The following is a 15,770-nucleotide window of genomic DNA, read 5'->3' as shown; positions in this document are numbered from 1 at the left end:
TTAAGCCAGGCCAATGACAGCAACAACTGCAGCTAGACCACCAACGATCTGCTTGCCATAAGGCACATATTTTTTCACGAATGCACCTAGAGCCAAGCCTGCACCATAAATCAAAGCCATTGCTGAAACCATACCGACAATTAATAGCGATACATGTCCACCTTGACCCAGTTCACTTCCATGCGCTACGCCGTGGAAGCTGGCCAATAAAATTGCAGCGACAGGCAAAACCTTATTCGATTTAGTCCACAGCGCAACAGCTAAAATGACCAGTGAAGCGATGATGCCTGACTCAGCCAGTGAAGTTGAAAGCAGACCCTTGCTACCGAGCACAAAGCCTGCAACCATCGCTACTGCCAGACCGATGAGACCCGTGATTTTCCAGCGCTGATTTGTAGTCCACATCAATACACCAAAAGCAATTGCCATCATCAGGTGATCTAAACCGGTAAAAGGATGGACAAAGCCAGACCAGAATCCATTGTGATGGTCATGTCCCGCGTGAGCCATTGCCAACATAGGTAAAGCAGCAATACCTGCGACCAGTAACTGTTTGAATAGACGCATGATGAATTTCCCCTTAAGACTTAAATAAACCTTGTTTTTCGATAAAGCTGATAATCTCGTTCAAGCCATCTTGTGTTTTCATATTAGAAAATAAAAATGGTTTATCGCCACGCATCCGCTTCGCGTCCTGATCCATCACCTCCAGGCTGGCACCGACCATTGGCGCCAAATCTGTTTTATTGATAATCAGCAAATCCGACTTGGTAATTCCAGGACCACCTTTACGTGGAATTTTCTCGCCACCGGCAACATCGATCACGTATAAAGTGAGATCAGATAATTCCGGGCTAAAGGTTGCCGCAAGGTTATCGCCACCACTTTCAATAATGATCAGCTCCAGCCCATCAAACTTTTCACACAAATCATCAATCGCAGCTAGGTTAATGGACGCATCTTCACGAATCGCAGTATGTGGGCAACCACCTGTTTCTACACCCACGATACGGTCTGGCGACATCGCTTCATGACGGGTTAAAAAGTTCGAGTCTTCTTTGGTGTAGATGTCATTGGTCACCACTGCCATATTGTATTTTTCACGCAGTGCAAGACATAAATTCAGGGTTAAAGCCGTTTTACCTGATCCAACCGGACCACCAATTCCAACGCGTAATGGACTACGTTCTGACATGTTGATTTCCTTTTTTACAATTTCTTGGCACCAGTTTTAATGATGCTTTTCAATCTTTTTACTGCTGCTCTGGTCTGAAGATTACGACCGGAATAAGCGTGAATACTGGGTTTCATGCGACATGCTCAACATGGCATATTGCGGCAATGCGCTGCTGATTTCATAATCGTTCAAAGCTAATGCAGCCTGTACAGCTTTAGGAATTTCCTGATGTAATTGCCAAATAATCCGCTGCCCGCTCATTTGCCCGAGTGGAATGGTTTTTACTGCTGCCAGCACCTGATTTTCCAAAACCGTAAAGCTATAAGCAGTTAATACATCGGCAAGATCTAAACCCAGCTCACCACATAAATGTGCATACACCGGCACAAACCCTAATTGCTTTTTTACGCTCGGCGGCTGCTTTAACACATCTCTAATCCATGCATTCAAGGAAAATGCCAACTGCTGTGATTCAGCCAGTAATTCTTTGGATTCTCGGCTGGCCCGATACAGTTCTGCCCAATAGTGAAATTTTTCAGGATTATTAAAAGACTCCACCAGACGCTTGAGTACGGGAAGCTCAAAACGCACCAGCAGCATTTCCAATACTTCTTGGAAATAGCTCACACAAGAGGCTTCATCATGCACCATGCCTTTTTCGATAGCGCTTTCCACCCCTTGTGAATAACAGTACGCTCCAATCGGCAATGCCGTTGAAGATAAAGTCAGCAAGCTGAGCAGTTGAGACGCATTAGTGATGGACATGATGTAAAGCCTTGATTGGGCTTAAACGGTGATCATGTTGATGCTGTGCATAAGCACCACTTTCAGGTTCAAATGGGTGCATGACTTCCTGAACTTCAAGACCTAAGCCTTGCACCATTTCAGCCAGTACATGATCCGGTTCAAAGTACAATGCAGTAGGTGTTAACATGAGAGGAACATGACGATTCCCCAGGTGATAGGCTGCTTTTAATAAGTCAAAGCTATTGTTTGTAGTTACCTGCATCAATTTTTCAGGTTTTGCATCGACTCGAAGAATGTCACCCTGTTCAGTTGCTATAAAATAACCACTACGCAAGATTCCAGTACGTGGTAAATCTGCACCAATATCGACACCATTTTTTAAAGTTGCACGAAAACGGCTCTTTTGTCGTGTATCGAATGTGAGTTCAAGAGACTCAAAATCACTTTCTGGTGCAATGTTTTCCAAACGTTGCGTATAAATTTTCATAACTACCCTACTGATGCTGATAAATCCTGTATTTGTTCCAAATTGAAACCAAATATTTTTAGCATTTAAAATTTGCATCAAAATAAAGCAGTTATCGTGCCAACTTGGATTTTTAAAGATTCTAAAATTGAATGAAAGATAAAATCTCAAATTTTTTTGTTGAGCTAATACGTAAGTTAAATTATTTTCTTGATTCAAAAATTTAAGCTAATATCTCTACAATGATTAAATAAGAATATGAGAAATAAATGGCAAAATTTTTAAACACAAGCGGAACAAATTTCTTTCTAGAAGAACTTATTAAAAATGCCAAAGAGCGTTTAATTTTAATTAGTCCATATTTGCGTCTCAATGATCGTATTAAAGAGCTATTGGAAGACAAAGATCGGCTAAAAATTGATATCCGTATTGTTTACGGTAAAAGTGATCTGCATCCTGATGAAATTAAATGGATGCAAAAACTGGATTATGTGCGTCTAAGTTTTTGTAAAAATCTACATGCAAAATGCTATTTGAATGAATCAGAGTGCATCATTTCAAGCTTGAATCTCTATGAATTTAGCCAAGTGAATAACAATGAAATGGGGATTCTAATCCGCAAGTACGAAGATAATGATGTATTTAAAGAAGCTTATGAAGAAGCACAACGGATTATTCGAATTAGTGATGAAGTCCGTATTACTTTAGATGAGGTAAAAGCAGAGACCATACCAACTGAAGAGAATAAATCAGAAGAAAATACAGCGTTCACGAAGCTGACCACAGCGAAGCTTGCAGCAAAACTAGGCTTAAAAACAGCAGACACTTTTGAGAAATTGATTGCCAAAGGTTATCTAACACTCAATGAAAATGGAAAGCATTTTTTAACAGATGAAGGTAAATCTGCAGGTGGAGAATTCCGAACTGGACAATATGGCATGTATTTTTTATGGAGTGAGAATACAGAGATTTAATTATATTTATAAATCCCTCCAAACCTCCCTTTGTAAAAGGGAGGCTTTAAAAGCAGTATGACTAAATTGCTACCAGATCCCGAATACCTTTTTCCGGCATTTCACTTCCAATACCTTGAGCAATCACTTGCCCACGTGCCATGACGGTATAACCATCTGCCAGTTCTTCAGCAAAGTCATAGAACTGTTCCACCAGAACAATTGCCATTTCACCGCCATCAGCCAGCTTACGAATTACCCGACCAATATCTTTAATGATAGATGGCTGAATCCCCTCAGTCGGTTCATCCAAAATGAGCACACGTGGTTCAGAAGCCAATGCACGGGCAATGGCAAGCTGCTGCTGCTGGCCACCGGATAAGTCACCGCCGCGTCGATACTTCATTTCCTCTAATACGGGGAAAATCTCATAGAGATGTTCGGGTACTTTACGGGTTTTGGCTCCCTTAAATTTCGCCATGCCAATCAGAATATTTTCTTCAACGGTTAACGTCGAAAAAATATCTCGTCCTTGTGGCACATAAGCCAAACCTGTCCGAACCCGCTGTTCAGGACTCAGCTTGGAAATATCCTTGCCATCTAACAGTATCTGACCTGATTTTATGGGCAATATCCCCATCAAACATTTAAGTAGCGTCGTTTTACCAACGCCGTTACGACCCAGAACCACTGAGCACTCACCGACAGGCGCATTGAAAGACACATCACGTAAAATGTGACTACCGCCATAAAACTGATTTACATCTTTAACATCTAGCATCAGTCAGCCCCTTAACGTCCAAGATATTTTTCAATGACATCTTCATTGGCCTGTACTTCTGCCAATGTGCCTTCGGCTAAAATCGCCCCTTGTGCCAGCACCGTTACTTTTTCACTAATAGTATCGATGAAGCTCATATCGTGTTCGACCACCACCAGCGTATGATTTTTTTTCAGCTCCAGACAAAGTTCAGCAGTCCGTTCAGTTTCAGCATCGGTCATCCCAGCTACAGGCTCATCCAGTAAAATGAGTTTTGGACGCTGCATCAGCAGCATGCCAATTTCCAACCATTGTTTCTGACCGTGAGATAAAAGCCCTGCAGGTTTGTGAATAAATTCCTGCAAGCGGATTTGCTGTAAGGATTCATCCAAGGCATTTTGTGCATCCGGATCGAGCTTGCTGAAAAAGCTTTTTTTAACACGTTTATCTTTAGGTGCAGCCAAGAGCAGATTTTCCATCACGGTGAAATTTTCAAACACCGTTGGTTTCTGGAATTTACGCCCGATGCCAGCTTCTGCAATTTCTTCAGTACTCATTTTCGCCAGATTATAGGTTTGGCCAAAAAATGCAGAACCTTCAGTAGGACGGGTTTTCCCGGTAATGACATCCATCAACGTGGTTTTACCCGCGCCGTTTGGCCCAATGATGCAGCGCAATTCACCTTCTTCGATATACAGCGATAAATCATTTAAGGCACGGAAAGCATCAAACCAGACACTGACTTTTTCCAGATAAAGTGCGATCCCATGGCTAAAATCTGGCCCTTGCTCTTTTGGTCGGCCATAGCCTTCAGAAGCATGGCCGCCATGAGGTTGTAAAATTTCACTCATTCGCTACGCTCCTTTTTAAAACGGTCAAATAATCCAATCACGCCTTTAGGCAGGAAGATGGTGACCACAATAAATAATGCCCCCAGAATTAATAACCAGGCTTCTGGATAAGCGACAGTAAAGTAAGTTTTAACTGCATTAATTAAGCCTGCACCCAGGATCGGACCGATCAAGGTACCGCGACCGCCAGCCGCTACCCAGACTGCCATTTCAATCGAGTTCACCGGATTCATTTCGCTCGGATTAATAATCCCGGCTTGTGGTACATACAGTGCACCAGCGATACCTGCAATCACAGCAGATAATACCCAGGCTGAAAGCTTGTACCATAAGGTGCGGTAACCTAAATATTGCAGACGGTTTTCACTATCACGAATCGCGCCAAGCACACGACCATAAGGTTTATTCATTAAATGGCGTAGACCAACAAAGCACAGCAATAACACCAGAGCCGTGATAAAACATAGGCTGGCACGCATCGGTGCTGATGTGATGTCCATGCCTAAAATGGTTTTGAAACCGGTAAAACCGTTATTCCCGCCAAAGCCTGTTTCATTGCGGAAGAATAAAAGTGCTGCCGCAAAAGTCATCGCCTGAGTAATAATCGAGAAGTAAACGCCTTTGATTTTTGAGCGGAAAGCAAAGAAGCCGAAAATAAAGGCAATTAGTCCTGGTACCAAGACCACAAGTATCATGGCCCACCAGAAATGATTAGTCCCCACCCAAAACCAGGGTAATTCAGTCCAGCTCAGAAAACGCATAAAGTCAGGCAAACCATCACCTGCTGATTGACGCATTAGATACATCCCAAAGGCATAACCACCCAAGGCAAAGTACAGGCCATGACCTAAACTTAAAATACCGGCATAGCCCCAGACCAGATCAAGTGCTAAAGCCACCAACGCCAGGCACATGATCTTGCCGATCAAAGTGACCCAATAAGCAGACAGATGCAGGCTCGAATCCGCTGGCAATAAATGTAACCATGGCAAGGCCAGTAAAATAACAAAACAGATCGCAATTGCGAGTGCGCTATAAGGTTTATCTGAAAGTAATGATGTGATTTTCATAGGCTTACTCCACAAAGCGTCCTTTAATGGCAAACAAACCTTGTGGACGTTTCTGAATAAACAAAATCACAAGAACCAAGAGAATAATTTTTGCCAATACTGCACCCATACCAATTTCCAGTACGGTACCACTGACACCCAGTCCCAAAGCGGCAAGAACTGCACCCCATACCTGACCAACACCACCGACAACAACCACAAGGAAAGCATCGATAATGTAGTTCTGGCCCAAATCTGGCCCAACATTACCCACTTGAGCCAAGGCACAGCCGGCAAGACCGGCAAGACCTGAACCCAGACCAAATGCCATCATGTCAATCCGGCTGGATCGGATACCGACAGCACGAGCCATTTGACGGTTTTGCGTTACGGCACGGACAAATAAACCAAAACGGGTTTTATTCAGTAGATAAACAAGTAGCAGCAAGACAGCTACAGTAAAGACAATAATTGCAATACGGTTATAAGGCAGCATCAGGCTTGGAGTAATCGAGATCCCGCCTGAAAGCCATGAAATGTTAGAAACTTCGACATTTTGTGCCCCAAAGATCATCCGCACCACTTGCATCAGGATCAGGCTCACCCCAAAGGTTGCCAATAAGGTTTCCAGTTGACGGCCATATAAAGGACGAATCACGGTACGTTCGATCAGCATGCCAATCGCTGCACTGACAATAAATGCCGCAGGAATCGCTGCGATCAGATACCAATCTATCAAACCACTAAAATGCGATTTAAAGAAACTTTGCACTACATAAGTGGTATACGCCCCGATCATGATCAGCTCGCCATGCGCCATATTAATGACACCAAGCAAGCCATATGTAATGGCTAATCCTAAAGCCGCAAGCAATAAAATACTGGCAGTACTTAAACCGGAAAATACATGTCCAGCCCATTCACTGGCCTGAATTCGGGTTTTGATACTACTTCTGGCATCGACCAGCGCTGCTTTTAAATCAGGATGCAGATTTGGCTGAGCCAGTTCATTTTGAACCAGTGCAAGAACGTCTGGTCTGTTGGAATCTTTTAAAACTTTTGCCGCTTCTATTTTGGTCAGGACATTTTCAGATTGATAATCCAGACGTGCTTTTAACTGGGCAAAACGTGATTTAACCGTATTGTTTTTTTCATTTAAATACATCTGATTGATGGCTTTAGCATCAAGTTCGGACAAGTTATTTTCCAGAATATCAATCGCCTCAAGTCGCTGAGAGGCTTCTTCTGAATTTAATTTCTTTTTTGCTAAACCAAAGGTCAGTGCTTTATTTAAGGTATTTACCAGCGTAATTTGCGATAAATCAGATGGCCAGGTTTCCACGGTTTTTCCGTCAGGATAGCTAACCAGTTTGTCTTCAGCTTCCAGAATATAAGTATTGCCTGAACTGTCAGTATAAAGCTGATCTTTTTCAACAAACTCTGCCAGCTGATCAAGTTGTTCAACACTGGCAGGCCACTGGTTTAATAAAGCACGACGAGTGGCAAAGTCCCCACGAACAAACTGCTGAATAGCATCAAGTGACTGTTGAGATGATTGCGATACGGTTGTTTCGCTAGATTGAGTTTCCGCATGCACCATATTGAGACACAAACACTGACTCAAAATTAAAAAAATGGCCGCGAGATTTAGGCGAGTGGACATGAGTGCCCTCCCTATTTATATATTTAACGCTGTCCCGTCCGGGAAATGAAAAACAAGAAAGGCCTACTGCCGAAGCAGCAGGCTTCGGAGAAAATTATTTAGGAATGTATGGGCTCCATGGCTCAGCAGCAATGGTTTTCGGTGTCTTATAAACCACATCAAACTGACCATCGCCACGAATCTGACCAATCATCACCGGTTTATGTAAATGATGGTTGTTAGCATCCATTTGTAACTGATAACCAGATGGTGCATCAAAGGTCTGACTTGCCATTGCTTCACGAACTTTATCTACCTCAGTAGAACCGGCTTTTTCTACCGCCTGTTTCCACATATTGATACCGACATAAGTCGCTTCCATCGGGTCATTGGTTACGAACTTATCTGCATTAGGCAGTTTGTATTCCACTGCATACTGTTTCATCTTACCGCTGAATTCGGTATTTTTCGGATTTTTCACGGACATGAAGTAGTTCCATGCCGCTAAATGACCGACCAAAGGCTTGGTATCAATACCGCGAAGCTCTTCTTCACCTACAGAGAATGCCATAACCGGAATATCAGAAGCTTTAATGCCCTGGTTACCCAATTCACGATAGAACGGTACGTTTGAATCGCCGTTAATGGTTGAGATCACCGCAGTCTTTTTACCTGCAGCAAATTTTTTCACGTTACCGACAATGGTTTGATAATTACTATGACCAAATGGTGTGTACTCTTCCATGATGTCAGCATCAGCAACGCCTTTAGATTTCAGGAAAGCACGAAGAATTTTGTTGGTAGTACGCGGATAAACATAGTCTGTACCTAGTAATACAAAGCGTTCTGCTTTACCGCCTTCTTCACTCATCAGATATTCAACAGCAGGAATCGCTTGCTGGTTAGGCGCAGCACCGGTATAGAAAATATTTTTAGACTGTTCCTGACCTTCGTATTGGACTGGATAGAACAATAAGCCGTTTAACTCTTCAACCACTGGCAATACTGATTTACGTGATACTGAAGTCCAGCAACCAAAGATAACCGCAACTTTATCCTGAGTGATGAGCTGACGTGCTTTTTCAGCAAATAGTGGCCAGTCAGATGCTGGATCAACGATAACTGGTTCAAGCTTTTTACCTAAGACACCCCCATTGGCATTGATTTCATTAATCGCCATCAATGCTGTGTCTTTTAATGAAGTTTCAGAAATGGCCATCGTGCCAGATAAAGAATGCAAAATACCAACTTTAATCGTTTCCCCACTAGTTGCAGCTGCTTTCGGCTCAGAGGTAGCGGCCGTTTTATCTTCGGGCGACTTCGAACAACCTGTTAAAGTTAGTGTCCCCAACATCGCAGCAACAATTAAATTTTTAGAAAACTTTTTTTGTTTGACTTTCATGTACTTCTCTCCAACCCTAGTCAGGCATTTTTAAAAAATTTGAGAGAAGCTATTCAAATACTGTGCCACTTTTAATTTATAATTTTAAATCACTGAATTTCATTATGATTATCTATTTTGAATAAAAATATAGATTAAATTTTGCACCAATAAATACATGTTGCCCTAAAATAGAAAATAAATTCTGGAGCTGAAAATCAATTAATTAGCTTATAAAAACCTCAAAAAAGTGCAGGCTTTTAAATCAAAATATTAAGAATGCTTACTAAGGATGCATAAATAAAATGAGCAGAAGGTAAATCTGCTCATCAATATAATTTATTTTTCATCAATAAAATTTTGCATATGCTGCAAAACTTCCGCCGTCTTTTCACCATGTAGCCAGTGCCCTGCATTTTCAATCACTTCAACCTGTGCATGAGCAAACTGCTGATTGATGGCTTCAAAATGTTCAGGTGTAGAGATATACGATGAATTTCCACCTCTTAAGAATAATGCTGGAAGTTCATTTTTTTCTATTTTCTCCCAAGCAGTAATATCTTCATAATAATCAAACAGTGCTTGCACATTAAACAACCACTGCCCTTTATTGAATGATTTTAAAAGAAACTGGATGACCATTTCCTCTTGAATATATTCACGCATAATTTTTGCTGCTTCATTCCGTGAAGCAACTTGCGCCTGCTGGACTGCAAACAAGGCTTTAAATATTTCAGAATGATGATTTTCTTGATATTGAATTGGTGTGATATCTAGTACAACCAGTTTTTCAATCTGATCAGGCGCTAGGTCTGCCAGCTTCATGACAATTTTTCCGCCCATCGAATGCCCGACTGCAATAAATTTTTTAATATTTAAACTGGCTAAAGTTTCTAAAATATCTTCGGCCATGATTTGATAATTTACTTCATCAGAATGGCCAGATAAACCATGATTTCTGACATCAATTTGAATGGTAGTTGTCTGCTCTGAAAAATGCCTAGCTAGCATACCTAAATTACTTAAACTACCAAATAAACCATGAATAAATACTATTGGTGCTAAAGTTGATGTTTCATAGGTTTGTGTTTGATAATTCAGGATCATTTGAGAATTCCGTGATTTCTTATGTTAAGTGTTAATAGTGGAGTTATATTGGAAGTTAATCAATTGCCAATGACAAAAATTAAAATTCTGCTTAGGCTATTTTGATTAAAGTAAAATCTGCTTAGGCTAAATTGCAATATCTGCTCATAATTGAGTGTCACACTAGATCATTAATAAAAAAAATATTTTAAAATTTTTAGGAAATATACGAGTTTTAGAGGTTTATTTGGTATTAAGTTTTAATTATGGGATATGGATTTTGCGAGAATAAATATAAAGTAGAAAATTGCTTAGGCTATTTTAGCGTGCAATGATTTTACCGCCCTTCGTTTGAGTAAAAAAGAAACACATAAATATTTAATATTTATTAATAAATTTCAAAAGTAGCTGATATAAACCCGGTAAAATTTGTATATAAATAGATTTTTATAAAGTTTATTTAATGAGTAATTTAAAAAGCACTGAAATCCTTATGCTACGTATCAGAGTATTTATGCATTTTATAAGCAAGCTGAGAGTCGAAAAAACGAGCTAATTTTTTGGCCCTACCCTTTTGATTCATATACCTTCATTCAGGCCAACATCCCTAAATAAGATATGAATATTTAATTTCATTAGTTTGTATATATGCTTCATATCTGATAGTTTAAAGTAGTGTATAAAATGTATTCTAAGGCTATCTTATGAACAATTTAGTTAAAAAAACATTGAATTCTTGGTGGATCAAGACGTTGTTAAATCAGCAGAATGTGTGATCGCAGAAGCCGGATTAAGTCCAGCAGAATTGATCACGATAGTTTATGGTGAAATTGTTCGAACAGGTCAAATACCTATTATCCCTCAAGTAGGAACTAAGGATTTCAATATAGCTCGATTAACAGCAGCGAGTTACTCTATTCCAACTGTCAAAGTTTCCATTCCAGAACAGAAGGATGCATTTTTAAATGATGATGGTGGCTATTAAAACTCAAGACAATGCTCTTGCTTTTATGGATTAATTACACTTCCCTACTCTTACAAAATATTGCGGTGGTCATACCTGAATTATTCATACTCTGTGCTTGTCGATCCAAAAAGTTTTTAGCAATCATCGCCATTGTGGGCGCCATATTGAGCTCTTGATTTTCTTCAGAGACTTTTTGAATCTCTTCATAAGCCGTTAAACGCTGGCAGAATGCCTGACGTTGACTTTGGGCATCTGCATTCTGATCTGGCTCATCTAAAATATGTTTGGTTTCATTGACTATTTTTGTTTGCGCAGCAATAAACTGATCATAATCCGCTTGTGAAAGCTTTTCGGCAAAAGCCATATTGTTCAATTGCATGCAAATAAAGAAAGTACATATTAAAGATGAGGATTTGATCATTTCGAAGGTCTTCTTTTAGTTTTCTTCTTTCCAGACATCTTCATAATCATCTGCATCAATCATGAAGCGGTAGCCCTGCTCTAAAGCCAGATAAGGTAAAACTTCAGGGGCGATATCCTGTAACTCACGCACAGTCATGGTTTCAAAAGCATCTTCATTTGAAGCCAGTTCACCACCATAAATATACCAACTAATATTTTCTTCTGTCTCAGGCTTTCTACGGATTCCGACAATTGGATCCTGCTTCAAAGTATGTACAGCCACTGCAACAACATCATCCCCACTGACTTCTATATAGGCAGAACCGACCTCTTCACACAGTAATTTCTGCTCTGCAATCAGTTCCTGTAATGGTGATAATTTCTGCGTGTTTTTCGACATTCGATTTGACTCATTAAATTCTTTAAATACCGCTTTAGTTTAGCCTAGTTTTAAAAAATCTAATGCGTATTTTTATAAACAACCTGGAGATCTGTCCTTAAAAAGGATTAAAGACAGATCGGAAATTAAGCTTATTGGAAAACTTTGAAGCGTTGATCATCTTCCAGATAATCTTTCGCACGCGCTTCACCTTCAACTGAACCAAATACCAGTTGAGCACGAAGTTTCCAGTTTTCTGGAATATCCCATTCTGCATGAACCTGCTCATCTACTATCGGATTATAGTGTTGTAAAGATGCACCAAGGCCTTCAGTATGCAATGCTGTCCAGGTAGAGAACTGAGCAATAGCAGTTGAATGTTCTGCCCAGATTGGGAAATTCTCGGCATAAGATGGGAATTGCTCTTGCAAGCCTTTTACTACATTTTGATCTTCAAAGAATAAAACTGTACCCGTACCTGCAGCAAAGGTTGCCATTTTTGCAGTCGTTTTTGCAGCACTTTCTTCATCTTTGGCATAGCTTTTTAATTTATCAGCGACAAAACCCCAGAATTTTTCATGTTCGCCATTGAATAAAATAACGGCGCGAGATGATTGTGAGTTAAAAGATGACGGACTTTGCTTGATCGCATTTTGAATCAAATCAGTTAAATATTCAGGAGACTGCTCTACATTTTTACCAATGGCATAAATAGTACGGCGTTTTGTAATTAAATCTAAAAACTGATTCGACATTCGGTTAAATCCTTGGATATATCTTCGGGAAAACTGGAACCTTCACTTATTTTTATGAAGGAATTCTAATGAATAAGAATTCTGTGATTCATTTACTCACAAGTACTGATAGCTTAAAAAAATATGACTGGAATAGCTATATTATTAAAGTAATATCTTTATATATTCTTTTGATAAAGAATATTTTTTTAATTTATTTTTTATCAAACGATAAAAAATAAATGCCCTTTTCTGAGCCAATTTCTGTTTTAAAATAAATCACCATGTTCAATGATGTAGCAGAAATCTGTTTTGATGATAAATATAGAAAATTGCTTAGGCTATTTATTATGAGGGAAATGTCAATTCTTAGAAATCGCTATAAAAAAATCATCCCCCAATTTGGAGGATGAAATTGAATGAATCAGCTTGAATTTACTTAGAATTTGGCATTAAGCACTTGAGCAGAGACTTTATTTTTCCAAAGATCACGTAAGGTTGGTAAATAGAATTTTTCACCGAGTTCTACCAGTTCAGCATCAATCAAGCCATGCACATCATGCATAAATAGATAATCCAGATCCACACTAGAAAGCTTAAGATGTTTCTTCTGATATTCTCTGCGTTTTTGCTGTGCTTCTTTCACCAACTGATCTGCAAATGTCTTATCTTTATACTGGGTGATCGCATTTAAACGCAATTCAATAATGCCCCACCCTGTTAATAACATCTGAAATGTCTCAAAGTCCTGAGTGGTTGATTCCCAGGTCATTTCATCAAGATTTTCATTTTCTGGGAGAACAGGTAAAAGAAGTTCCATTACGCTTGGAAAAATCTTTTTAAAATTCAGAATAAATTTAACAGGATGCTCACCTGGATAATCCTTGAATTGAACCTTTTTTTGAACATCTGTTAAATAAATATCAAGCATTAAATTTTCCTTAAACAACCTGCTATTTTATGGATGTTTATTCATAAGCTATAGAAACTCATGCGGAATAAACGACAAAACAGCAGTAAAAACGAACTGCATTTTAGCAGCTATATACGCTTATTCAATGTTAATTCGGTATGAGAAGCCATGAGGATAGGCTTTAGCACTAAAAAAACTTCAATAGTTATCTCTAACCATCCTTCTAATACGATTTCACCCGTAATTTTAGATTCTTTCTTTTATTTGCTCATGAATCTATAAAATTAAGAACTTCTGATGAGGAGAATAAAAAAGCCCACTCATAGAGCAGGCTTAATAAATATTTATAATTTTGAGTTAATCTATCTCACCAGTTTTGCCGGTTCCCATACATTCGATACACTGTTTAGCTTCCACAACGTTATAGCCGGTACCGCTACAGCTGCTACACTTCTTTTTTGTATAATCTGGATATAAATCCTCATCTGGATAGGGTTCGTCCAAATCAAAATCATCATCAAAGTCAGTCATCACCCTTACCTCATTTTTCTAGTTATCAGGGAATTTCTATTAGTAATCCTTCATTGCATATCTGTCAAAACCTGAACGATAGATGGTTCATAGCATTTAATAAGCAAACTTAATTGAATGAGAATTTTCCAGAAAAAACATGTGCAATTGATTTTATTAAAATTTGTATGAATAATCCTTAGATATTATAAAGCCCTCATTTAGAGGGCTTTATTATTTAACCATAGTTAGAAGACTTATTTTACGTTTGGAGCCACCATATTTTCAGGGCGAACCACCTGATCAAACTGTTCTGCAGTCACCAATCCAAGTTCTACTGCGACCTGTTTTAAGGTTTTACCTTCTTTATAGGCAGTCTTGGCCACTTTAGCTGCATTCTCATAACCAATCACTGGATTTAATGCAGTGACCAGCATTAATGAATCATGCAGGAAGTGCTCAATCTTGTCACGGTTAGGTTCGATTCCGACTGCACAGTTATCGTTAAAGCTGTTACATGCATCGCCAAGCAGTTGGATAGACTGCAACAGGTTATAAGCAATCACTGGCATAAAGACATTTAGCTCAAAATTCCCTGATGCACCGGCCACATTAATCGTCGTGTCATTTCCTAGAACTTGAGCAACAACCATGGTCATGGCTTCACTTTGGGTTGGATTCACCTTACCCGGCATAATACTTGAACCCGGTTCATTTTCAGGAATACGTAATTCACCAAAACCACAACGTGGTCCGCTCGCCAGCCAGCGAATATCATTGGCAATTTTATTCAGGCTAACCGCTAAAGTCTTTAAAGCACCTGAAGCAAATACTGCTGCATCACGGCCGGCCAAAGCTTCAAACTTGTTAGGAGCAGTGACAAAAGGCAAACCTGTTAATTCCGCTAGAGTATCCGCGGCCTTAACAGCATAGTTTGGATGGGCATTCAAGCCTGTACCGACGGCGGTTCCACCCAGTGGCAATTCATATAACCCTTGCAAAGCCTGATACAGACGAATCAAGGCATGATCCAGTTGAGAGACATATCCACTGAATTCCTGACCTAAAGTTAAAGGTGTGGCATCCTGAAGATGGGTACGACCAATTTTTACAATCTCAGCAAATTCCTGAGATTTAGTATGCAAGGTATCACGTAAACGTGTCACTGCCGGTATTAACAGTTCATTGATCTGTAAGCTAGCTGCCACATGAATCGCGGTCGGAAAAGAGTCATTGGTCGATTGAGCGCGGTTGACATGATCATTTGGATGCACAGGCTTTTGTGCGCCTAAAGGATTGCCCAGTTTCTGGTTAGCAATATTGGCAATAACCTCATTGCAGTTCATGTTACTTTGCGTGCCCGAACCGGTTTGCCATACAACTAGCGGGAACTGGCTATCCCATTGACCGCTAATCACTTCATCCGCAGCACCGATGATATAGGTCGATAACTCATGAGGAATCTGGTTTAACTCGGCATTGGTGATCGCAGCTGCTTTCTTGACCAAGCCCATGGCACGAATCATGGCGCGCGGCAAATGCTCATTGCCAATCTTGAAGTTCTGTAGACTACGCTGAGTTTGTGCGCCCCAAAGTGCTTCACTCGGTACAGCGACTTTTCCCATCGTATCATGTTCAATACGTGTTTGCATGCTCAACCTCAATTGTTATTCCATGTTTTACTCATTTAGACAGCAGCTTCAATGCTGTACCCTATTCATTCATCTTAATGAGTTTGATTAATTTTGCAAAT

The 15,770-nt window shown here is 39.9% G+C and carries 18 protein-coding genes; 2 read left to right on the top strand and 16 right to left on the bottom strand.

The window, feature by feature from the left end; all coding sequences use genetic code 11:
• The 4 genes from FOC32_RS11740 to ureE all read right to left on the bottom strand — a co-directional run bounded on the left by FOC32_RS11740 (nucleotide 1) and on the right by ureE (nucleotide 2,411).
• Entirely contained in the window at nucleotides 1-567 is a 567-nt protein-coding gene (locus FOC32_RS11740; protein ID WP_005235567.1) for a HupE/UreJ family protein, read from the bottom strand.
• A gap of 13 nt (nucleotides 568-580) precedes the next feature.
• A complete protein-coding gene (gene ureG / locus FOC32_RS11735) occupies nucleotides 581-1,195 on the bottom strand; it encodes an urease accessory protein UreG (protein WP_004785864.1) in 615 nt (204 codons plus the stop codon).
• An 81-nt stretch (nucleotides 1,196-1,276) separates the two neighbouring features.
• Nucleotides 1,277-1,942 carry an urease accessory protein UreF gene (locus FOC32_RS11730; RefSeq protein ID WP_175967557.1) on the bottom strand — a complete coding sequence of 222 codons (666 nt, stop codon included), beginning with the start codon at nucleotides 1,940-1,942 and terminating at the stop codon, nucleotides 1,277-1,279.
• Nucleotides 1,929-2,411, bottom strand: a complete 483-nt coding sequence (gene ureE, locus FOC32_RS11725) for an urease accessory protein UreE (RefSeq protein WP_034705323.1) — start codon at nucleotides 2,409-2,411, stop codon at nucleotides 1,929-1,931. Before ureE ends, FOC32_RS11730 begins: the two co-directional genes overlap by 14 nt.
• Before the next feature lie 248 nt (nucleotides 2,412-2,659).
• Between ureE and FOC32_RS11720 the strand changes: the two genes are divergently transcribed.
• Nucleotides 2,660-3,364: a phospholipase D family protein gene (locus tag FOC32_RS11720; protein WP_004785869.1), complete on the top strand. Its 705-nt coding sequence runs from the start codon at nucleotides 2,660-2,662 to the stop codon at nucleotides 3,362-3,364.
• A gap of 61 nt (nucleotides 3,365-3,425) precedes the next feature.
• Here FOC32_RS11720 and urtE read toward each other — a convergent pair whose 3' ends face one another.
• From urtE to FOC32_RS11690, 6 genes are all read right to left on the bottom strand, one after another.
• The gene (urtE, locus tag FOC32_RS11715; RefSeq protein ID WP_175967556.1) at nucleotides 3,426-4,124 is read right to left on the bottom strand and encodes an urea ABC transporter ATP-binding subunit UrtE; all 699 of its coding nucleotides are present in this window, start codon (nucleotides 4,122-4,124) and stop codon (nucleotides 3,426-3,428) included.
• Between the two features lie 11 nt (nucleotides 4,125-4,135).
• Complete coding sequence (gene urtD / locus FOC32_RS11710) at nucleotides 4,136-4,954, bottom strand: urea ABC transporter ATP-binding protein UrtD (protein WP_034171447.1); 819 nt, start codon at nucleotides 4,952-4,954, stop codon at nucleotides 4,136-4,138.
• Nucleotides 4,951-6,024 (bottom strand): urea ABC transporter permease subunit UrtC, encoded by a 1,074-nt coding sequence (urtC, locus tag FOC32_RS11705; protein WP_034705328.1) that lies wholly within the window; start codon nucleotides 6,022-6,024, stop codon nucleotides 4,951-4,953. The genes urtD and urtC overlap by 4 nt, the downstream gene beginning before the upstream one ends.
• A gap of 4 nt (nucleotides 6,025-6,028) precedes the next feature.
• Nucleotides 6,029-7,666 (bottom strand): urea ABC transporter permease subunit UrtB, encoded by a 1,638-nt coding sequence (gene urtB / locus FOC32_RS11700; protein ID WP_175967555.1) that lies wholly within the window; start codon nucleotides 7,664-7,666, stop codon nucleotides 6,029-6,031.
• A 94-nt stretch (nucleotides 7,667-7,760) separates the two neighbouring features.
• Entirely contained in the window at nucleotides 7,761-8,999 is a 1,239-nt protein-coding gene (urtA, locus tag FOC32_RS11695; protein ID WP_416378063.1) for an urea ABC transporter substrate-binding protein, read from the bottom strand.
• Between the two features lie 366 nt (nucleotides 9,000-9,365).
• A complete protein-coding gene (locus FOC32_RS11690) occupies nucleotides 9,366-10,133 on the bottom strand; it encodes an alpha/beta fold hydrolase (RefSeq protein ID WP_175967553.1) in 768 nt (255 codons plus the stop codon).
• Nucleotides 10,134-10,851: 718 nt separating this feature from the next.
• Between FOC32_RS11690 and FOC32_RS11685 the strand changes: the two genes are divergently transcribed.
• Nucleotides 10,852-11,097 (top strand): damage-inducible protein J, encoded by a 246-nt coding sequence (locus FOC32_RS11685; RefSeq protein WP_228761259.1) that lies wholly within the window; start codon nucleotides 10,852-10,854, stop codon nucleotides 11,095-11,097.
• 34 nt (nucleotides 11,098-11,131) lie between these two features.
• Here FOC32_RS11685 and FOC32_RS11680 read toward each other — a convergent pair whose 3' ends face one another.
• The 6 genes from FOC32_RS11680 to fumC all read right to left on the bottom strand — a co-directional run bounded on the left by FOC32_RS11680 (nucleotide 11,132) and on the right by fumC (nucleotide 15,669).
• Nucleotides 11,132-11,500: a hypothetical protein gene (locus FOC32_RS11680; RefSeq protein ID WP_175967552.1), complete on the bottom strand. Its 369-nt coding sequence runs from the start codon at nucleotides 11,498-11,500 to the stop codon at nucleotides 11,132-11,134.
• Between the two features lie 15 nt (nucleotides 11,501-11,515).
• Nucleotides 11,516-11,881, bottom strand: coding sequence for a hypothetical protein (locus FOC32_RS11675; RefSeq protein ID WP_175967551.1), 366 nt, complete (start codon nucleotides 11,879-11,881; stop codon nucleotides 11,516-11,518).
• Nucleotides 11,882-12,012: 131 nt separating this feature from the next.
• The gene (locus FOC32_RS11670) at nucleotides 12,013-12,615 is read right to left on the bottom strand and encodes a nitroreductase family protein (protein WP_034706681.1); all 603 of its coding nucleotides are present in this window, start codon (nucleotides 12,613-12,615) and stop codon (nucleotides 12,013-12,015) included.
• A 418-nt stretch (nucleotides 12,616-13,033) separates the two neighbouring features.
• Nucleotides 13,034-13,525 carry a hypothetical protein gene (locus FOC32_RS11665; RefSeq protein ID WP_005235543.1) on the bottom strand — a complete coding sequence of 164 codons (492 nt, stop codon included), beginning with the start codon at nucleotides 13,523-13,525 and terminating at the stop codon, nucleotides 13,034-13,036.
• A 339-nt stretch (nucleotides 13,526-13,864) separates the two neighbouring features.
• Complete coding sequence (locus tag FOC32_RS11660; RefSeq protein WP_005235541.1) at nucleotides 13,865-14,038, bottom strand: hypothetical protein; 174 nt, start codon at nucleotides 14,036-14,038, stop codon at nucleotides 13,865-13,867.
• Nucleotides 14,039-14,274: 236 nt separating this feature from the next.
• Nucleotides 14,275-15,669, bottom strand: coding sequence for a class II fumarate hydratase (gene fumC / locus FOC32_RS11655; RefSeq protein WP_175967550.1), 1,395 nt, complete (start codon nucleotides 15,667-15,669; stop codon nucleotides 14,275-14,277).
• Between the last annotated feature and the right edge of the window lie 101 nt (nucleotides 15,670-15,770).

Origin of the sequence: Acinetobacter sp. FDAARGOS_724 (assembly GCF_013364475.1) — a bacterium.
In the GTDB taxonomy this organism is placed as follows: domain Bacteria; phylum Pseudomonadota; class Gammaproteobacteria; order Pseudomonadales; family Moraxellaceae; genus Acinetobacter; species Acinetobacter variabilis.
The sequence above is the reverse complement of the archived record's forward strand: the minus strand, read 5'-3'. Positions and strand labels throughout refer to the sequence as shown.